Here is an 18562-nt window from a genome sequence, read left to right on the forward strand (position 1 = left end):
GACCGTTGACCGTACCGTCCCGGCCGTCCCCCGCAAAAGCGAGGGCCCCCGCCGTCCGGCGGGGGCCCACACTGTTCACGACCTGGGGATCAGGCGTCCATCAGGTCGCAGACGAAGATCAGCGTCTCGCCCGGGGCGATCTTGCCGCCCCCCGCGCCGCTGTCCCCGTACGCGAGGTGCGCGGGAATGGTGATCTTGCGACGGCCACCGACCTTCATGCCCTGCACGCCCTGGTCCCAGCCCTTGATGACCTGGCCGACACCGAGCTGGAACGCCAGCGCGGAACCGCGGTTCCAGGAGGCGTCGAACTCCTCGCCGGTGGAGAACGCCACGCCCACGTAGTGGACCTTGATGAACGCACCGACCTTGGCCTCGGCGCCGTCGCCCACCCAGATGTCCTCGATCACGAGATCGGCGGGGGCTGCGCCCTCGGGGAAGTCGATCTCGGGCTTCTCAAGCTGGTCGCTCACGGAACTGCTCCTCATGTCTACGAACCGGGGCCCTTCCCGAGCTGAGCCGGGAAGGGGACCGAACCAGTCTTACACTGCTCCGACGATGTCCACGACGAAGGCGAGGGTGGAGTTGGCCGGCAGGTCCTCACCCTTGGCCTGGTCCTTGTAGGCCATCTCCGGCGGAATCACCAGCAGAACACGGCTGCCGACCTTCTTGCCGACCAGACCCTTGTCCCAGCCCTCGATGACCTGACCCTGACCGATCACCGTGGAGAACGGCGAACCCGTCTTCCACGAGGTGTCGAACAGCTTCGCGGCGTCCTTGCCCTGGTTCGGCGCCCACGCGGCACCGCTGTACTGCATGTAGACGGTCTGACCGTTCTTGACCTCGGGGCCCTTGCCCTCGATCAGGACCTTGTCGACCAGCTCCTTCGGAGGGTCGTTCTTCGGGATCGTGATCGTGGCGGCCTCGTCCTTGTCCGCCTTGACCTGCGGCAGGTCCGACGGGATCGGTGCCTGCGTGCCCTCGGCCTTCTTCGGCAGGGTCGACTCGATGTCCATCACGAAGACCAGGTTGTCCGTCGGACCGACACCCAGCTGCGGCTGACCCTTGTCACCGAACGCCGCCGCCGGAGGCGCGACGACCAGCACCCGACTGCCGACCTTCTTGCCCACCACGGACTCGCTGAACAACGGCAGGATCTCCGGCGAACCGGCGGTGACGACGATCGGCGCGCCGCCCTCGTCGTAGGACCCGTTCAGGTCCTTGCCGCCCTTCCAGACCTTGCCCGTGTACTTCGTGACGACGAGATCGCCCTTCTTGATCTCCGTGCCCGCCCCCTCCTTCACCGTGCTCACCACGAACTTGCCGCTCGGGTCGCCCTTGGGAACGGTGATCTGCGCCTTCTTCCCGACCTCACCCGCGACGGTGGGCATCGGGTCCGCGGACGCGACCGCCTTCGGTGCCGAGGGCTGCGAGGCATCGGCCGACGGGGACGCGGAATCCTTCGTGTCCTTGTCGTCGCCCCCTCCGCAGGCCGCGGTGAGCATCAGAGCCGGCACGATGAGCGCGGCAGCAAGTCGGCGTCGCACAGTGGTCCTCAGGGTCGCTGGAATGGTCCGTCGTAGCGGCCCACTCTACGGCCAACCCCCTCGCCGACAAGGCGGCGCCGTGCGAAGGGCCCCGCACGCCACGGCGCACGGGGCCCTCCACCGCCGGACATCACATCCCGGCGATCAGCTTCTCCACCCGGTCGTCCACCGACCGGAACGGGTCCTTGCACAGCACCGTCCGCTGCGCCTGGTCGTTCAGCTTCAGGTGAACCCAGTCGACGGTGAAGTCCCGCCTCTGCTCCTGCGCCCGGCGGATGAAGTCGCCGCGCAGCCGGGCCCTGGTCGTCTGCGGGGGCACCGACTTGCCCTCGAAGATCTTCAGGTCGTTGCAGATCCGCGCCGCCTGCCCCTTGCGCTCCAGCAGGTAGTACAGACCGCGCCGACGGTGGATGTCGTGGTACGCGAGGTCTATCTGCGCGACCCGCGGATTCGACATGGTCATGTTGTGCTTCGCCCGGTACCGCTCGATCAGCTGGTACTTCATGACCCAGTCGATCTCGGTGCCGATCCGGTCCAGGTCCTCCGCGTCGATCGCGTCGAGCGTGCGACCCCACAACTCCAGCACCTGGTCGACGACACCGGTACGGATGCCCCGACGCTCGGCGAAGTCCACGGCCTTGTCGTAGTACTCGCGCTGGATCTCCAGGGCGGACGCCTCGCGACCGCTCGCCAGGCGCACCTTGCGCTGCCCCGTGATGTCGTGACTGACCTCGCGGATGGCCCGGATCGGGTTCTCCAGGGTCAGGTCCCGCATCACCGTGCCCGCCTCGATCATGCGCAGCACCAGATCGGTGGCCCCGACCTTGAGCAGCATGGTCGTCTCGGACATGTTCGAGTCACCGACGATCACGTGCAGCCGCCGGTACCGCTCGGCGTCCGCGTGCGGCTCGTCCCTGGTGTTGATGATCGGCCGGGAACGCGTCGTGGCGGAGCTGACGCCCTCCCAGATGTGCTCGGCCCGCTGACTGACGCAGTAGACCGCGCCCCGGGGGGTCTGCAGCACCTTGCCCGCGCCACAGATCAGCTGGCGCGTGACGAGGAAGGGAATGAGGATGTCCGCCAGACGGGAGAATTCTCCGTGCCGCGCCACGAGATAGTTCTCGTGGCAGCCGTAAGAATTGCCCGCCGAGTCGGTGTTGTTCTTGAAGAGGTAGACGTCGCCCGCGATTCCCTCCTCGTGCAGGCGGCGTTCGGCGTCGACGAGCAGGCCTTCGAGAATGCGCTCGCCGGCCTTGTCGTGAGTGACCAGTTCGGTCAGGTTGTCGCATTCGGGAGTTGCATATTCCGGATGCGAACCCACGTCGAGGTAGAGGCGGGCGCCGTTCCGCAGGAAGACATTGCTGCTGCGGCCCCATGACACAACACGGCGGAAGAGGTAGCGCGCCACTTCGTCAGGAGACAGTCGGCGCTGTCCCCTGAACGTGCACGTGACGCCGTACTCGTTCTCCAGCCCGAAAATGCGGCGGTCCATGACTGAACATTACGCCTTCTGCCCTCTTCTGAAACCGGGTTCGCCGGCGCCGTTCCGATCAGTTTCTGATCAGAGGGTCCGCGGACCCCTCCTGCGAGCCCTCCGAGGGAGCCCCGCCGGCGCCCGCCACCACCCCGCCGCGCACCGGCGCGGCCAGCACCCGCTGAGTGGTCATCAGAACCACCAGGGCGGCCGCACCGGCCACGCTCGCCACCGCGAAACCCGCCCTCGTGTCGCCCAGTTCCACCGCCGGTCCCGCCACCGCCGTACCGATCGCCGCACCCACCCCGAAGAACGTGACCAACCACGAGAACGCCTCCGTCACCGTGCCCCGCGGAGCGTGCCGGTCCACGACGATGAACGCGCAGGCGATCGCCGGCGCCAGGAACACACCCGCGAGCGCCGACAACGCCGTCATGCCCACCGGCCCCGGCGTCAGCATCAACGGCAGATAGCAGACCGCCAGCAACGCGACCAGCATCCGCAACCGCCGCTCGGCCGCCCCCGCCCACTGCCGGGCCCCGTAGACCACACCACCCACCAGCGCGCCCAGACCCAGGGCCGCCATCAACCAGCCGTACACCGCCTGCCCGCCGTGCCCGTCCGCGTACGCCACGCCGGCCACCGTGATCGAACCCAGGGCCGTACCCACGAAGAAGAACGCCCCCAACAACGCCAACAGGCCCCGCGAACGCAGCGCACCCAGCCAATGCGCCTCCCGCGGAGCGGAACGCCACGCACGGGACGGTTGCGAGACCACCACGGACAGCGCACCCAGCACACCGATGCCGTTGATCACCAGCAGCGCCACCGCCGGATCCCACAGCGCCACGAAAAGCGTCACCAGCAGGGGGCCGACCGTGAACATGACCTCCTGCGCCACCGCGTCCATGGCGTACGCGACGTGGACCCGCTCCTCCTTGCCGCCGAGCACCCCCGGCCACAGCGCGCGCAACCCGCCCTCCAACGGAGGCGTGAACAACCCCGCCACGACCACGGCCGCGTAGGCGACCGCCACCGACCCCGTCCCGGCCAACGCCAGCCAGGCCATGCCCAGCGCGGAGACCACCGCGGCCGGCAACTGCACGCGCGGCTGCCCGTACAGGTCCACGGCCCGCCCCAGCAGCGGCTGCCCCACCGCGTTGGCCACCCCGTACGCCGCCGCCAACGCGCCCGCCAGGCTGTAGCTGCCGCCCTCGGCCCGGGTGAACAACACGATCGCGATGGCCGCCGTGCCATTGGGCAACCGCCCTATGAGCGTGCCCACCAGCAGCCTCGCGGCATGCCTGGTCCTGAGCAGCTCCGCATAACCCGCGGCCATGTCCGCTCCCCTCCTGCCCGGAACCCACCGGGGTAATACGTATAACGTGACGGGTCATACGTACCATGTCCCCAGTCCACGGGTCCACCCGCCGGACCACCCCCCACCCCATGACCTGCGACATCGGGAGCCCCCTGTGACGAGACCCACCAGCCGGGACGTCGCCGCCGCCGCCGGGGTCTCCCAGGCCACCGTCTCCCTCGTCCTCGGCGACAAATGGCGCGGCCGCGTTGCCCCGCGGACCGCCGACCTCGTCCGCGAAACCGCCGGCGCCCTCGGCTACCGCCCCAACCTCGCCGCCCGCAACCTGCGCCTCGGCTCCACCCGCACCGCCCTCCTCGTCGTCCCCGCCCTCACCAACGAGTTCTTCGCCCGCGTCTACACCGGCGCCGCCCGCGTCGCCGCCGAACACGGCTTCGGCGTCGTCCTCTACCCGTCCCCCGACGGCACCGGACCCGCCCGCGACCCCTTCCCCTCCGCCCGCGCCGCCCTCGACGGAGTCATCGCCTCCTCCATGGCCGCCGACGCCCTCGACGACCTCGGCCGCGAAGGCCTCCCCCTCGTCATGCTCGACAGCGACCCCGCCTCCGACACCGCCGCCGCCCACGTCAACCTCGCCATGGCCGACGGCATGCGCCAAGCCGTCACCCACCTCCTCGACCACGGCCACCGCCGCTTCCTCCACCTGGCCTCGGCCGTCGACTCCTGGACCTTCCACATCCGCGCCACGGCCCTGCCGGCCCTCCTGGGCCCCTCCACCGCACTGCGCACCGTCCGGGCCCCCCTCACCGTGGACGGCGCCCGCGCGGCCATGGAAGCCGTCCTGGGGGCCCCCGGGCCCCGGCCCACCGCCGTCATCTGCGACGACGACATCCTCGCCGCCGGTGCCTGCAAGGCCGCCCGACGCCTCGGCCTGCGCGTCCCCGACGACCTCTCCGTCACCGGCTTCGACGACCTCGCCCTGGCCACCGCCCTCGACCCCGAACTCACCACCGTCCGCCTGCCCGCCGAGCGCGTCGGCGAGCAGGGCATGAGCGCCCTCCTCGCCGTCCTCGACGGCACCCCGTGGTCCGCCCCCGACATCCCCGTCGAACTCGTCGTCCGCGACTCCACCGGCCCCGCACCCGCCTGAACGCGAAAAGGCCCCGACCCACCGCGAACGGCAGACCGGGGCCCCTCCACACACGTCCTACTCGGCGTCGTCCTCCGGCACCTCGTCGTTCGACACGGCGTCGGCCTGCGCCGCCGCCGGCACGTCCGCCTCCAACAACCGCGCCAACTGCCGACCCCGGATCCGCTTGAACTTCCGCTGCTGCGCCCGCGTACGGTCCAGCACCGCGACCTCCAGCCGCTCGGCCGGAATCGCCTTGTCCGCGCCGTTCGCCTGACTCGACAGCGCCTGCACCGCCAACTTCAACGCCTCGGACAGGGTCATCCCGTCCTGGTGACGCTGATCGAGGAACGTACTGATCTGCTCGGCGTTGCCGCCGACCGCGACCGAGCCGTGTTCGTCCACGATCGAACCGTCGTGCGGCAGCCGGTAGATCTGATCGCCCGCGGCCGTCGGACCGACCTCGGCCACCACCAGCTCCACCTCGTACGGCTTCTCGCCCGCGCTGGAGAAGATGGTGCCCAGCGTCTGCGCATAGACGTTGGCGAGCCCACGGGCCGTCACGTCGTCGCGGTCGTAGGTGTATCCGCGCAGGTCCGCGTAGCGCACGCCACCGATCCGCAGGTTCTCGTACTCGTTGTACTTGCCGGCGGCCGCGAAGCCGATCCGGTCGTAGATCTCGCTGAACTTGTGCAGCGCGCGGGACGGGTTCTCCCCCACGAACACGATGCCGTCGGCGTATTGCAGCACGACCAGGCTGCGACCGCGGGCGATGCCCTTCCGGGCGTATTCCGCCCGGTCGGCCATGGCCTGCTGAGGTGAAACATAGAACGGAGTCGACACCGGCTGACCGTCCCTTTCTTCTGGGCTCCTACGAGGCGACGGATGGTCAGAGCAGGGCGGCGCGCGGGCCGTCGGGCTGCTCCAGCCGACGGTCGGTCACCGAGCGGGCCAGCGCCTGCGACTCGTCGTCGCTCAGCCGGCGGAAGCCCTCGTCGGTGATGACGGTGACAATGGGATAGATGTGACGGTAGAGGTCCGGTCCACCGGTCGCCGAGTCGTCGTCGGCCGCGTCGTACAGCGCCTGCACGACCAAGGTGGTGGCCTGCTCCTCCGTCAGATCGGGACGGTACAGCTTCTTCATGGACCCGCGAGCGAAGATCGAACCCGACCCGGTGGCGGCGAACCCGTGCTCCTCGGAGCGGCCGCCGGTCACGTCGTAGGAGAAGATCCGGCCCTTCTCCTTGGCCTCGTCGTAGCCCGCGAAGAGCGGCACGACGGCCAGCCCCTGCATCGCCATCCCAAGGTTGCTGCGGATCATGGTGGACAGGCGGTTCGCCTTGCCCTCCAGCGAGAGGGTCGCCCCCTCCACCTTCTCGAAGTGCTCCAGCTCCAGCTGGAACAGCTTCACCATCTCGACGGCGAGGCCGGCCGTACCCGCGATGCCCACCGCGGAGTACTCGTCGGCCGGGAACACCTTCTCGATGTCCCGCTGGGCGATCATGTTCCCCATGGTCGCCCGCCGGTCACCGGCGAGCACCACCCCACCGGGGAACGTCGTCGCGACGATCGTCGTCCCGTGCGGCGCCTCGACGACCCCGTCGGGGAGCTTGCGGTTCCCCGGCAGCATCTCGGGCCGGTGCGCCCCGAGGAAGTCCATGAAGGACGAGGACCCCGGCGTCAGGAAGGCTGCCGGTAGACGCCCTGTGCTACGAGTGTTGGGTTCCACAGGTTTCCTTCCAGGTATGAGATGGCCCGACGCGAAGTGTCGGGATCGTCTCCCAACTTGCCGATGGCCGACTTGCAGTTGAAGCACGGTACGCCTCGGACCCTACCCGCCTCGTGGCAGTGATCCACATGCACGGCCGGAACCTTCAGGCGACTTCGGACGGCCCCTACGACGCCCGACCGCACGGCATGCCAGGCGTCGTGTGGATGAACCGCCCGAAGCCCTCTTGTCGCGGTCCCGTTCCGAATGCGGTTCGACCTCTCCGCAACGGCGGCAGTACTTGGCGGTACTCGGCTCCGCACGGCCTGCAGGAGAGACCTGCAGGCCGTCGAGCCTTCCCCCCGAAGAGCGTCACCTTTGGATCAAAGGCGAAGTCACTCTCCACCTTTCTGAACGAAGGACCGCACGAAATCCTCAGCATTCTCCTCGAGGACGTCGTCAATCTCGTCAAGTACCGAATCGACGTCGTCGGAGAGCTTTTCCTGGCGCTCCTTGAGGTCGGTCGATTCCTCGACCGCCGCCTCCTCGACCTCCTCGGTCGAGCGCGTCGCCTTCTGCTGTCCGCCGCCGGTGTCCTTGGTCGCCATGTCTACCTCACCCCGCTCGGTTCGCACGCTCATGTCGAGAGACCCCGGAATCGGGATCTCTCAAGATCAGACCCTACGCCGGACCCTACAAGGAGGCCCCGACATTCGTCCCGGTACTTTCACAACGTCCGGGTGACTTCATGATTCCCTCGGCGGAGCCTTTTCAGGCCCCGTCCCGGTACCGGAATGGCCTCAGCGGCCCGAGAGCACCCGCACCAGTTCCTCCGCCGTCCGGCAGCGGTCCAGGAGCTCCTTCACATGGGCCCTGGTGCCTCGCAGCGGCTCCAGGGTGGGGACCCGCTGGAGCGAGTCGTGACCCGGCAGGTCGAAGATCACCGAGTCCCACGAGGCCGCGGCCACGTCGTCGGCGTACTGCTCCAGGCAGCGGCCCCGGAAGTACGCCCGGGTGTCCTCCGGAGGCTTGCCCTCGGCCCGTTCCACGGCCGCCTCGTCCACCAGTCGCTTCATCTTGCCGCGGGCCACCAGACGGTTGTACAGGCCCTTCTCCGGCCGTACGTCCGCGTACTGGAGGTCCACCAGGTGCAGCCGGGCGGCGTCCCAGTCGAGGCTGTCCCGCCGGCGGTAGCCCTCCAGGATCTCCCGCTTCGCGATCCAGTCCAGTTCCCCGGACAGGCTCATGGGGTCCGTCTCCAGCCGGCCCAGTACGTCCTCCCACCGAGCGAGGACATCCTTGGTCTGCTCGTCCGCGTCGGACCCGAAACGCTCGTCCACGTACTTCCTGGCCAGCTCGAAGTACTCCATCTGGAGTTGCACGGCGGTCAGGGTCCGCCCGCTGCGGAGCGTGATCAGGTGTCGCAGGTCGGGGTCGTGGGAGACCTGGTGGAGGGTGCGCACCGGCTGGTCCACGGCCAGGTCCACGGTGATGAACCCGTCCTCGATCATCGACAGCACCAGGGCGGTGGTGCCGAGCTTGAGGTAGGTGGAGATCTCCGACAGGTTCGCGTCGCCGATGATCACGTGGAGCCGGCGGTACTTCTCGGCGTCGGAGTGCGGTTCGTCGCGGGTGTTGATGATGGGCCGCTTGAGGGTGGTCTCCAGGCCGACCTCGACTTCGAAGTAGTCCGCGCGCTGGCTGATCTGGAAGCCGTGCTCGCGGCCGTCCTGGCCGATGCCGACGCGTCCCGCGCCCGTGACGACCTGCCGGGAGACGAAGAAGGGGGTCAGGTGGCGCACGATGTCCGAGAAGGGGGTCTCCCGCTTCATCAGGTAGTTCTCGTGCGTGCCGTAGGAGGCGCCCTTGTTGTCGGTGTTGTTCTTGTAGAGGTGGATCGGCTGGGCGCCGGGGAGCTGGGCGGCCCGTTCGGCGGCCTCGGCCATGATCCGTTCGCCTGCCTTGTCCCAGAGCACGGCGTCGAGCGGGTTGGTGATCTCCGGGGAGCTGTACTCGGGGTGCGCGTGGTCGACGTAGAGCCGGGCGCCGTTGGTGAGGATGACGTTGGCGAGGCCGATGTCCTCGTCGGTCAGCTGGCTGTTGTCGGCGGCCTCGCGGGCGAGGTCGAAGCCGCGGGCGTCCCGCAGCGGATTCTCCTCCTCGAAGTCCCAGCGGGCGCGCCGCGCCCGGTGCATCGCCGCCGCGTAGGCGTTGACGATCTGGGACGAGGTGAGCATGGCATTGGCGTTCGGGTGCCCCGGGACGGAGATCCCGTACTCCGTCTCGATCCCCATTACTCGCCGTACGGTCATGCGGCCCTCCTTGCCCGGCGGCGCTCCCGTTCGGGAGCGGCGCTCAAGTACCGCTGGTGCTCCGGTGCGTTTCGTGCGGTGTCCGTCCCCGCACTGCGGAGGAGGCGGTACGGAAGAGCCTAGAACCACTCCGCGCTGGTGGGGAGATCATTTCAGTCATTGAATTTGCCTTGTCACCGGCTGAAAAGCAGTCGGCATAAAGCAGTCGGCTGCGGGTGCCCTTGGCCGGGCACCCGCAGCCGCCCCGCTTCGTCAGAGGTACTGACCGGTGTTTGCCACCGTGTCGATGGAGCGGCCCGTGTCCGCGCCTTGCTTTCCGGTGACGAGCGTGCGGATGAATACGATCCGCTCGCCCTTCTTTCCGGAGATGCGGGCCCAGTCGTCCGGGTTGGTGGTGTTCGGCAGGTCCTCGTTCTCCTTGAACTCGTCCACGCAGGCCTGGAGGAGATGGGAGACCCGAAGGCCCTTCTGCTTGTGCTCGAGGAAGGCCTTGATGGCCATCTTCTTCGCACGGTCCACGATGTTCTGGATCATCGCGCCCGAGTTGAAGTCCTTGAAGTAGAGGACTTCCTTGTCGCCGTTGGCGTACGTGACCTCGAGGAAGCGGTTCTCCTCGGTTTCGGCGTACATCTGCTCGACGACCGTCTGGATCATGCTGTGGACGGTGCCGGCCCTGGAGTCCTGGTGTTCGGACAGGTCGTCCGTGTGCAGGGGCAGGGTGGCCTTGAGGTACTTCGCGAAGATGTCCTTGGCGGCCTCGGCGTCCGGACGCTCGATCTTGATCTTCACGTCGAGACGGCCGGGGCGCAGGATGGCCGGGTCGATCATGTCCTCGCGGTTGGAGGCGCCGATGACGATGACGTTCTCCAGGCCTTCCACACCGTCGATCTCGGCGAGCAGCTGGGGGACGATGGTGTTCTCCACGTCCGAGCTGACACCGGATCCGCGGGTGCGGAAGAGGGATTCCATCTCGTCGAAGAAGACGATGACGGGGGTGCCCTCGCTCGCCTTCTCCCGGGCACGTTGGAAGACGAGGCGGATGTGCCGCTCGGTCTCGCCGACGTACTTGTTGAGGAGTTCGGGGCCCTTGATGTTCAGGAAGTAGGACTTCCCCGCGGGCTGGCCGGTCACCTCGGCGACCTTCTTGGCAAGGGAGTTGGCCACGGCCTTGGCGATGAGCGTCTTGCCACAGCCGGGAGGGCCGTAGAGCAGGATGCCCTTGGGGGGCCGCAGTTCGTGTTCCTTGAAGAGGTCGGGGTGGAGGTACGGGAGCTCGACGGCGTCGCGGATCAGCTCGATCTGGTCGCCCAGGCCGCCGATCTTGTCGTAGTCGATGTCCGGGACCTCTTCGAGGACGAGTTCCTCGACCTCGCTCTTGGGGACCACTTCGTAGACGTAGCCGGAGCGGGGTTCGAGCAGGAGGGCGTCGCCGGGGCGGATGGTGATGTCCAGGAGCGGCTCGGCGAGCCTCACCACCCTCTCCTCGTCGGTGTGCCCGACCACCAGGGCGCGCTCGCCGTCCTCGAGGATCTCCTTGAGGGTGACGATGTCCCCGGCCCGTTCGAACTCCATGGCCTCGACCACGTTGAGTGCTTCGTTGAGCATGACCTCCTGGCCGCGCCGGAGGTCTTCCGGTTCGACGCTGGGGCTCACGTTCACGCGAAGCTTTCGGCCTCCGGTGAAGATGTCGACGGTGCCGTCCTCGTTCGCCTGAAGGAAGACACCGAATCCGGCCGGCGGCTGGGCGAGCCGGTCGACTTCTTCTTTGAGGGCCACGATCTGGTCGCGGGCCTCACGGAGGGTATTCGCCAGTCGTTCGTTCTGCGTGGATACGCCGGCCAGATTCGTCTGGAGCTCGACGATCCGCTCTTCGAGAATCCTCGCGTGCCGCGGAGAGTCGGCGAGCTTACGTCGCAGGACGGCGATTTCCTGCTCGAGATAGGCAACCTGGCCGGCGGGGTCATCAGACCCTCGCCCGGGCCGGATGCCGCGGTTGATGTCGTCGTCGTGGGCTGCCACGGTCCTCACCTCCTCCAAGGGGAGCTGGACGCTTCCTGACCCTACCTGGGCTGGTGGTGATTGAAACCCCTAGATCACAAAGACGGTAGGGGTGTGTCCGATCTTCACCCTTGCGTACTCCCTCACGCCAAGGAAATACCCACCCAGCAACATCGGAAAGCAGCCGGTTGTAAGGTCGAACTGTTCAACACCCGTCAGGGCTCGCGCGACTTGCTGCGAGTTGTGACCGGGATGGATCACTCAGCGCAGGGAACGGCAGGAGATATGACCGTGCAGCAGGAGGCTCCCACGGGCGGCGGCGGCGAGACGGATGAGTCGCTTGAGGTCTGGATCGACCAGGACCTCTGCACCGGGGACGGCATCTGCGTGCAGTACGCCCCGGAGGTGTTCGAGCTGGACATCGATGGTCTGGCGTACGTGAAGAGCCCCGAGGACGAGCTCCTGCAGGACGTGGGGGCGACCACTCCGGTACCTCTGACGCTGCTGCGGGACGTGGTCGACTCCGCGAAGGAATGCCCGGGTGACTGCATCCACGTAAGGCGCGTTTCGGACAGGGTCGAGGTCTACGGTCCCGACGCCGAGTGACGGTTCAAACACTTCTGGCGGTCGAGTCCGTCAGCTCCTGGCGGAATTTTCCGCCCACCCAGCGCCACTTGGAGAGCTGCTTCACATCAGGGTCGGAGCGCGGCACCTGGCGTGAGGAGTAGCCGAGGAGGGTCGCGGTGACCCGGCCGTCGCTCACGGTGAGGTCGGTGGCGTTCTGTCGGCGGGCGGGGTCGAGCAGGGTGGCGACGACACGCGGGGCGGAGCCGGGGGCGGCGGCCCGGGTGAGTACGTAGATCGCGTGGGGCGGGGTTCCCGAGCCGGCGTCGCAGCGTACGGCGGCCACGGTCTCGGGGCGTCCGTCCCCGTCGAGATCGCCCTGGGCGGTGGCCGTGACGAGCTGTGCGACGGTCCCGCAGGCCAGCGGGTACATGAGCGCGTGCGCGTCGGGGGCGGGCTCCTGCGGGGCGCTGCGGGCCCCGGGGTTGCCGGCGGTGGACGGCGCCGCTGGGGCTCCGGTGGCGGGGTCCGGTTGCAGGAGGCCCGCTGCGGCGATGACGGCGGCCATGGCCGAGGCCGTGGCGATCCAGTGGAGGGGCCCGGCGCGGTGGTGGGTCGGGAGTTCCGGCATGGGAGCCGGCTCGGCGGGGCTGTGCTGCACGCGGGGTGTCTCCTGTGCGAAGGGTGACGGGGAGCCAGCATCGTGCCACACCTCACACCGGGGTGGAACGGTCGGGTCCGGACGGATCGCACGATGCCCGGTACAACGAAAAGGCGCCGTGGCGCAGTTCCCGAGTCGGTTCGGGAACTGCGCCACGGCGCCTTGGTGTTGGGTCGGCGGTGGGCCGGGGTCAGTCGCGGTCCGCGGCGGCGGCGCCGCCGCGTGACTGGCTGCCGGGGCCGTCGTAGTCCTCGCCGTAGGCACCCTTGGAGGGGCGGCGGCGGCGCATGGGGGGTTCGACTCCGTCGGCGAGCCGGCGGGCGGTGACGAGGAAGCCGGTGTGGCCGATCATCCGGTGGTCCGGGCGGACGGCGAGGCCCTCGACGTGCCAGTTGCGGATCATCGATTCCCAGGGCTGCGGTTCGGCGTAGCAGCCGAACTCGCGGATGGACTCGACGGTGCGCGAGAGCTGGGTGGTGGTGGCCACGTAGCAGCACAGGATGCCGCCGGGGACGAGGGCCTTGGAGACGGCCTCCAGGCATTCCCAGGGAGCCAGCATGTCGAGGATCACGCGGTCGACGTCGGTGTCGGACAGGTTGTCCTGGAGGTCGCCCACGGTCAGCTGCCACGCGGGGTGCGGGCCGCCGAAGTAGCGCTCGACGTTGGCGGTCGCGATCTCGGCGAAGTCGGCGCGGCGCTCGTAGCTGTGGAGCATGCCCTGGTCGCCGATGGCGCGCAGCAGGAAGCTGCTCAGGGAGCCGGATCCGACGCCTGCCTCGACGACGCGGGCGCCGGGGAAGATGTCGGCGAAGGCCAGGATCTGGCCGGCGTCCTTGGGGTAGACCACGGCGGCACCGCGGGGCATGGACAGGACATAGTCGGGGAGCAGGGGACGCAGCGCGAGGTAGGCGACGTTGCCCGTGGTACGGACAACACTGCCTTCGGGAGCACCGATCAGCTCGTCGTGCGGGAAGGAACCCTTGTGGGTGTGGAAATTCTTCCCGGCTTCGAGCGTGAACGTGTAGTGGCGGCCCTTGGGGTCGGTGAGCTGAACCTGGTCCCCGACCTCGAAGGGCCCGCGTCGGCGGGCGGCACCGGTCGGTTCGGACATGTGACCAGTGTATTGGCTCTAGGACTGGGGCCGCGCCATGGCCTTGACGAAGGCCTTCTCCACGTCCAGGGCGGAGAGCACGCCGTAGATCGCGCCGCCGGTTTCGAGGACGAGGTATTCGGTGGCGGGGGTGGTGCGGAGGTGGTCGAGGAGTTCTTCGCCGATGAGGTCCGCGGAAACCTTCATGCCGTCGGTGAGGTCCTGGGCGAGGGTGCTGACGGCGACCCAGGGTCGGCGGTGTTCGGGGACGGAGGCGATGGCGCTCTCGCGGACGAGGGCGATGGGGTCGCCGTGGCCGTCGACGACGACGAGGGCGCGGGCGCCGGCTTCGTTGGCGCGGCGCAGGGCTTCGGAGAGGGGGGTGGCGTTCTCGACGGGGATGGCGCGTCGGGTGAGGGTGCGGGCCTGGAGTTCGGGGAGGTGTTCGCGCAGGCGGGCCATGCGCAGGCTGTTGCCGGCGCCGGTCCAGATGATGGCGGCGAGGATCGCGGCGAGCAGGGCGTCCATGACGGTGTTCATGCCGCCGATTTCCTGGGGGCGGTTGCCGAGGACACCGGTGTGGGTGATCAGGGGCAGTCCGATGAGGACGGCGACGGCGAGGCCGCGGCCGACCCAGGCGGCGGCGACGGTGCCGGTCATGGGTTTGCCGGTGATGCCCCAGATGACGGCGCGGAGCATGCGTCCGCCGTCGAGGGGGAGGCCCGGGAGCAGGTTGAAGGCGGCGACGAGGAGGTTGGAGATCATCAGGCCGCCGAGGAGGACGCCGGGGACGGTCGCGGGGTCGACGGCGTTCATGCCGAGGTAGAAGGCGCCGGCGAGGAGGAGGGAGAGGAGGGGGCCGACGAAGGCGAGGACGAATTCGCGGCCGGGGGTCTCGGATTCCTTCTCGATCTCGGAGACTCCGCCGAAGAACTGGAGCTGGATGCGGCGCACGGGGAGTTTGAAGCGGAGGGCGGCGATGGTGTGCGCGAGTTCGTGGACCAGGACGGAGGCGTAGAAGGCGACGGCGAAGAAGAGCGAGACGAGGTACCGGGCGGGTCCGAGGTCGGGGAGCACTCGGTCCAGCTGGTCGCCGAAGACCCAGGTGATCAGGGCGGCGACGAGGAACCAGCTGGGCGAGACGTAGACGGGTACGCCGAAGGGGCGGCCCATGAGGAGTCCGCCGCCCGGGTCGGAGCGCTTGGCTCCGCGCTCGCCGGTTTCGTCGGTGTCTGCCACGGCTGTCCTTCGTTCGGTGCTGTCCGGCGCCGTGGGGGGCGCCGGCGGTTCGTGGGGGTTGGTCGTGGTGTGGTGGCGCGGTGTGATGCTCCGATCATGCAGTGCGAGGGGGCTTGGCGTCGATGGTATGCGTGTGCTGTCGGCGGCGGGTCGTAGGGTTTCAGGCATGACGACGAGCCCTGACCCCGGTCCGGAGACGGCCGCTGCCGGTGCGACGCCCCGTGGGGGTGGTGGCGCGGTGCGGCCGGCTTCGCTGTCGCCTTCGCGGGCGAGCGACTTCATGCAGTGCCCGTTGCTGTACCGGTTCCGGGTGATCGACAAGTTGCCGGAGAAGCCGAGTGCGGCGGCGACGCGGGGCACGTTGGTGCACGCGGTGTTGGAGCGGCTTTTCGATCACCCGGCGGCGGAGCGGACGGCGCCCCGGGCGAAGGCGTTGATTCCGGGGCAGTGGGACCGTCTGCTGGAGGCGAGGCCGGAGCTGGCGGAGCTGTTCGCGGAGGGTGACGGCGGGTCGGGGTTGGACGGCTGGCTGACGGAGGCGGAGGCGCTGGTGGAGCGCTGGTTCACGTTGGAGGACCCGACGCGGCTGGAGCCGGTGGAGCGGGAGTTCTTCGTGGAGACGGAGCTGGAGTCGGGGCTGCGGTTGCGGGGGATCATCGACCGGGTCGACGTGGCGCCGTCGGGCGAGGTGCGGATCGTGGACTACAAGACGGGCAAGGCGCCGCGGCCGCAGTACGCCGAGGGTGCGTTGTTCCAGATGAAGTTCTACGCGTTGGTGGTGTGGCGGCTGAAGGGGGTGGTGCCGCGTCGGTTGCAGTTGGTGTACCTGGGCAGCGGGGACGTCGTGACGTACGACCCGGTGGTCGCGGATCTGGAGCTGGTGGAGCGCAAGCTGTTGGCGCTGTGGGAGGCGATCAGCGAGGCGACGGAGTCGGGTGACTGGCGGCCGCGGCCGACGAAGCTGTGTGGTTGGTGTGATCATCAGGCGGTGTGTCCGGAGTTCGGGGGTACTCCCCCGGTCTATCCGTTGGTGATCGGGCCGAGGGCCGAGGTCGGGGTCGAGGTCGAGGCGGTGCGCCCGGCGGGATCCTGATCGGTGGGTCAGGGCAGAATGGGCGGCGTCCGTCGAAGCCGTCGTACGAATTCGAGGTAGACCCCGTGGCGATCCGCGTACTGCTGGTCGATGACCAACCGCTGCTGCGCACCGGTTTCCGGATGATCCTGGAGGCGGAGCAGGACCTGGCGGTGGTCGGTGAGGCCGGGGACGGTCTGCAGGCGCTGGACCAGGTGCGGGCCTTGCAGCCCGATGTGGTGTTGATGGACATCCGAATGCCGCGGATGGACGGGGTGGAGGCGACCCGTCAGATCACGGGTCCGGGGCGGGACGGGCCGGCGAAGGTGCTGGTGCTGACGACGTTCGATCTGGACGAGTACGTGGTGGAGGCGCTGCGGGCGGGGGCGAGCGGGTTCCTGTTGAAGGACGCGCCGGCCGTCGAGTTGGTGCAGGCGATCCGGGTGGTCGCGGCGGGTGAGGCGATGTTGGCGCCGAGCATCACGCGGCGGTTGTTGGACAAGTACGCGGGGCACCTGCCGTCGGGTGAGGACAACGTGCCGGACGCGTTGGGCACGTTGACGGAGCGTGAGGTCGAGGTGTTGAAGCTGGTGGCCCGGGGTCTGTCGAACGCGGAGGTCGCGGCGGACCTGTTCGTGAGCGAGACGACGGTCAAGACGCACGTGGGGCACGTGTTGACGAAGTTGGGTCTGCGTGACCGGGTGCAGGCGGCCGTGTACGCGTACGAGAGCGGTCTGGTCCGTCCGGGGGCGGGTCAATAGTCTCCGCCGGGACACACGAGGGCCCCCCGCCCGTGGGCGGGGGGCCCTCGTGTGTCCCGGGGTGGGCCGTGGCCTAGCCCTTGGCGATCTCCCAGAAGCGGAAGACGGTGGAGGCGTCGAGCGACCACTGGAGGCCGGTCACGTTGGGGCGGGTGACGGCGTACTGCTTGCTCTGCCAGAGCGGGAGGATCGGGACCTCGTCGGCGACGATGTCCTGGAGGCGGGTGAAGTCGGTGGTGGCCGCGGTGCGGTCGGACTTCGCGGAGGTCGACGGGATGATGGTCCCGCTGATCTCCTTGTTGTCGTAGTTGTTGCGCAGGACGTTGTCCGGGCCGAAGAAGGGCTGGGTGAAGTTGTCGGCGTCCGGGTAGTCGGGGACCCAGCCCTTGACGTAGACGCCGTACTTGCCGGCCTGGATGTCCTTGTCGTACTGCTCGAACTCGACGGACTTGACGTTGGCCTCGAAGAGGCCGCTGTCGTTGAGCTGCTTGGCGATCAGCTGGAATTCCTGATCGGTGGACGGGCCGAACCGGGAGGGCGTCGAGTACAGGGTGATCTTCACCTTGTCCTTGATGTTGGCCGCGCGCAGGACGGCCTTCGCCTTGTCGACCTGGGGGCTGCCGCCGTAGCGGTCGAAGAACGGGGTGGTGTGCGATCCGATGCCGGCCGGGACGATCGAGTACAGCGGGACGGCGGTCCCGTTGTAGACCTCCTTGACGAGCGCTTCGCGGTCGACGAGGAAGGCGATGGCCTTGCGGATGGGGAGCTTGCCGGCGACCGGGTCGTTCATGTTGAAGACGAGGTGTTCGACTTCGGCGCCGGTGCCCTGGACGACCTCGACCTTCTGGTCGCCGGTGTTGCCGGCGAGGCCGGCGATGTCCTTGGCGGCGAGGCCGCGGAAGGCGAAGTCGACGTCGCCGCTTTCGAGGACCTTCTTGAGGGCGGCCTGGTCCTCGTTGAAGAACTTCATGGTGACGCCGGTGTTCTTGGCCTTGGCCTTGCCGCTGTAGGACTCGTTGACGGAGAAGTTGGCCGCCTTCTCGTTGATCGAGTCCAGTGTGTAGACGCCGGAGCCGAAGGCCTTGCCGTCGGTGCGGAGCTTGTCGGCGGGATATTCGGTGTGGTCGACGATGGAGCCCGCGCCGGCGGCGATCTTGCTGGGGAAGGTCGCGTCGGGGGTCTTCAGGCGGAAGACGACGGTCTTCTCGTCGGGGGCGTCGATGCCGGCGATCGACGAGAGCATGACGGCGGGGCCGTTCTCGTCATTGATCCGCAGGGTGCGCTCGAAGGAGTACTTGACGTCCTGGGAGGTCAGCTTGTTGCCGTTGCTGAACTTCAGGCCGCCGCGCAGGACGCACTTGTAGACCTTGCTGTCGCTGCCCTGGAAGTCGCAGCTCTGCGCGGCATCGGGCTCCGGGGTCGTGCCGCCCTTGGGGAAGGTGAGCAGCGACTGGAAGACGTTGTTGAAGAGCAGCCAGGAGCCCGGGTCGTAGCCCGAGGCCGGGTCGGTGGCCTTGACCTTGTCGGATATGCCCATGACCACGCCCTTGCCGTCTCCGGCGGCGGAGCCATCCTGCGCACCGCAACCGCTGAGCAGCGCGGCGGCGGTGGCGGCGCCGAGCGGGGCTGCCAGCCACTGGTTACGTCTCATCACGCGAACGTCCTTCACAGTCGAACTGTTTCGTTGCG

At 68.6% G+C, this 18562-nt stretch carries 18 protein-coding genes; 4 read left to right on the forward strand and 14 right to left on the reverse strand.

Features of this window, described 5'->3' with window-relative positions:
• Positions 1 to 89: 89 nt before the first annotated feature.
• The 4 genes from ACIRO3_RS17805 to ACIRO3_RS17820 form a co-directional block, all read right to left on the reverse strand.
• On the reverse strand, positions 90 to 485 hold the full coding sequence (locus tag ACIRO3_RS17805) for an FKBP-type peptidyl-prolyl cis-trans isomerase (RefSeq protein ID WP_361785040.1): 396 nt from the start codon (positions 483 to 485) through the stop codon (positions 90 to 92).
• A 54-nt stretch (positions 486 to 539) separates the two neighbouring features.
• Entirely contained in the window at positions 540 to 1544 is a 1005-nt protein-coding gene (locus ACIRO3_RS17810; RefSeq protein WP_404137496.1) for an FKBP-type peptidyl-prolyl cis-trans isomerase, read from the reverse strand.
• A 130-nt stretch (positions 1545 to 1674) separates the two neighbouring features.
• Complete coding sequence (pafA, locus tag ACIRO3_RS17815) at positions 1675 to 3036, reverse strand: Pup--protein ligase (RefSeq protein WP_030768414.1); 1362 nt, start codon at positions 3034 to 3036, stop codon at positions 1675 to 1677.
• Between the two features lie 58 nt (positions 3037 to 3094).
• Positions 3095 to 4357: an MFS transporter gene (locus tag ACIRO3_RS17820; RefSeq protein WP_404137500.1), complete on the reverse strand. Its 1263-nt coding sequence runs from the start codon at positions 4355 to 4357 to the stop codon at positions 3095 to 3097.
• Between the two features lie 136 nt (positions 4358 to 4493).
• Between ACIRO3_RS17820 and ACIRO3_RS17825 the strand changes: the two genes are divergently transcribed.
• Positions 4494 to 5489 carry a LacI family DNA-binding transcriptional regulator gene (locus ACIRO3_RS17825; RefSeq protein ID WP_404137502.1) on the forward strand — a complete coding sequence of 332 codons (996 nt, stop codon included), beginning with the start codon at positions 4494 to 4496 and terminating at the stop codon, positions 5487 to 5489.
• 57 nt (positions 5490 to 5546) lie between these two features.
• On the opposite strand, the gene prcA is transcribed toward ACIRO3_RS17825, so the two are convergent.
• The 6 genes from prcA to arc form a co-directional block, all read right to left on the reverse strand.
• Positions 5547 to 6311 (reverse strand): proteasome subunit alpha, encoded by a 765-nt coding sequence (gene prcA, locus ACIRO3_RS17830; protein ID WP_351917259.1) that lies wholly within the window; start codon positions 6309 to 6311, stop codon positions 5547 to 5549.
• Positions 6312 to 6357: 46 nt separating this feature from the next.
• Entirely contained in the window at positions 6358 to 7197 is an 840-nt protein-coding gene (prcB, locus tag ACIRO3_RS17835; protein WP_404137506.1) for a proteasome subunit beta, read from the reverse strand.
• Complete coding sequence (locus tag ACIRO3_RS17840; protein ID WP_404137509.1) at positions 7149 to 7499, reverse strand: endonuclease domain-containing protein; 351 nt, start codon at positions 7497 to 7499, stop codon at positions 7149 to 7151. The genes prcB and ACIRO3_RS17840 overlap by 49 nt, the downstream gene beginning before the upstream one ends.
• A 72-nt stretch (positions 7500 to 7571) precedes the next feature.
• Entirely contained in the window at positions 7572 to 7784 is a 213-nt protein-coding gene (locus tag ACIRO3_RS17845) for a ubiquitin-like protein Pup (RefSeq protein ID WP_030233608.1), read from the reverse strand.
• 192 nt (positions 7785 to 7976) lie between these two features.
• Positions 7977 to 9488 (reverse strand): depupylase/deamidase Dop, encoded by a 1512-nt coding sequence (dop, locus tag ACIRO3_RS17850; RefSeq protein ID WP_361785054.1) that lies wholly within the window; start codon positions 9486 to 9488, stop codon positions 7977 to 7979.
• A 252-nt stretch (positions 9489 to 9740) separates the two neighbouring features.
• On the reverse strand, positions 9741 to 11507 hold the full coding sequence (gene arc, locus ACIRO3_RS17855; protein ID WP_351752020.1) for a proteasome ATPase: 1767 nt from the start codon (positions 11505 to 11507) through the stop codon (positions 9741 to 9743).
• Positions 11508 to 11771: 264 nt separating this feature from the next.
• Here arc and ACIRO3_RS17860 point away from each other — a divergent pair, with 264 nt between their 5' ends.
• Complete coding sequence (locus ACIRO3_RS17860; RefSeq protein ID WP_366001460.1) at positions 11772 to 12092, forward strand: ferredoxin; 321 nt, start codon at positions 11772 to 11774, stop codon at positions 12090 to 12092.
• Between the two features lie 4 nt (positions 12093 to 12096).
• On the opposite strand, the gene ACIRO3_RS17865 is transcribed toward ACIRO3_RS17860, so the two are convergent.
• The 3 genes from ACIRO3_RS17865 to ACIRO3_RS17875 form a co-directional block, all read right to left on the reverse strand.
• Complete coding sequence (locus ACIRO3_RS17865; protein WP_404137792.1) at positions 12097 to 12681, reverse strand: hypothetical protein; 585 nt, start codon at positions 12679 to 12681, stop codon at positions 12097 to 12099.
• 220 nt (positions 12682 to 12901) lie between these two features.
• Positions 12902 to 13822 (reverse strand): tRNA (adenine-N1)-methyltransferase, encoded by a 921-nt coding sequence (locus ACIRO3_RS17870; RefSeq protein WP_361785061.1) that lies wholly within the window; start codon positions 13820 to 13822, stop codon positions 12902 to 12904.
• 18 nt (positions 13823 to 13840) lie between these two features.
• A complete protein-coding gene (locus ACIRO3_RS17875; protein WP_404137514.1) occupies positions 13841 to 15040 on the reverse strand; it encodes a site-2 protease family protein in 1200 nt (399 codons plus the stop codon).
• Between the two features lie 166 nt (positions 15041 to 15206).
• Between ACIRO3_RS17875 and ACIRO3_RS17880 the strand changes: the two genes are divergently transcribed.
• Together ACIRO3_RS17880 and ACIRO3_RS17885 are read left to right on the forward strand one after the other, a co-directional pair.
• Entirely contained in the window at positions 15207 to 16133 is a 927-nt protein-coding gene (locus ACIRO3_RS17880) for a RecB family exonuclease (RefSeq protein ID WP_404137517.1), read from the forward strand.
• 65 nt (positions 16134 to 16198) lie between these two features.
• A complete protein-coding gene (locus tag ACIRO3_RS17885; protein ID WP_361785064.1) occupies positions 16199 to 16873 on the forward strand; it encodes a response regulator transcription factor in 675 nt (224 codons plus the stop codon).
• A 73-nt stretch (positions 16874 to 16946) separates the two neighbouring features.
• On the opposite strand, the gene ACIRO3_RS17890 is transcribed toward ACIRO3_RS17885, so the two are convergent.
• Positions 16947 to 18524: an ABC transporter substrate-binding protein gene (locus tag ACIRO3_RS17890; RefSeq protein ID WP_361785067.1), complete on the reverse strand. Its 1578-nt coding sequence runs from the start codon at positions 18522 to 18524 to the stop codon at positions 16947 to 16949.
• Between the last annotated feature and the right edge of the window lie 38 nt (positions 18525 to 18562).

The organism is Streptomyces sp. NPDC102278 (genome assembly GCF_044766345.1).
GTDB lineage: Bacteria > Actinomycetota > Actinomycetes > Streptomycetales > Streptomycetaceae > Streptomyces.

Excerpts from the sequence above, each read along its gene's own strand:
- ACIRO3_RS17805 (WP_361785040.1), bottom strand. The coding sequence starts at position 485 with ATGAGGAGCAGTTCCGTGAGCGACCAGCTTGAGAAGCCCGAGATCGAC.
- pafA (WP_030768414.1), bottom strand. The coding sequence starts at position 3,036 with ATGGACCGCCGCATTTTCGGGCTGGAGAACGAGTACGGCGTCACGTGC.
- ACIRO3_RS17820 (WP_404137500.1), bottom strand. The coding sequence starts at position 4,357 with ATGGCCGCGGGTTATGCGGAGCTGCTCAGGACCAGGCATGCCGCGAGG.
- ACIRO3_RS17845 (WP_030233608.1), bottom strand. The coding sequence starts at position 7,784 with ATGGCGACCAAGGACACCGGCGGCGGACAGCAGAAGGCGACGCGCTCG.
- dop (WP_361785054.1), bottom strand. The coding sequence starts at position 9,488 with ATGACCGTACGGCGAGTAATGGGGATCGAGACGGAGTACGGGATCTCC.
- ACIRO3_RS17860 (WP_366001460.1), top strand. The coding sequence starts at position 11,772 with ATGACCGTGCAGCAGGAGGCTCCCACGGGCGGCGGCGGCGAGACGGAT.
- ACIRO3_RS17865 (WP_404137792.1), bottom strand. The coding sequence starts at position 12,681 with ATGCCGGAACTCCCGACCCACCACCGCGCCGGGCCCCTCCACTGGATC.
- ACIRO3_RS17870 (WP_361785061.1), bottom strand. The coding sequence starts at position 13,822 with ATGTCCGAACCGACCGGTGCCGCCCGCCGACGCGGGCCCTTCGAGGTC.
- ACIRO3_RS17880 (WP_404137517.1), top strand. The coding sequence starts at position 15,207 with ATGACGACGAGCCCTGACCCCGGTCCGGAGACGGCCGCTGCCGGTGCG.
- ACIRO3_RS17890 (WP_361785067.1), bottom strand. The coding sequence starts at position 18,524 with ATGAGACGTAACCAGTGGCTGGCAGCCCCGCTCGGCGCCGCCACCGCC.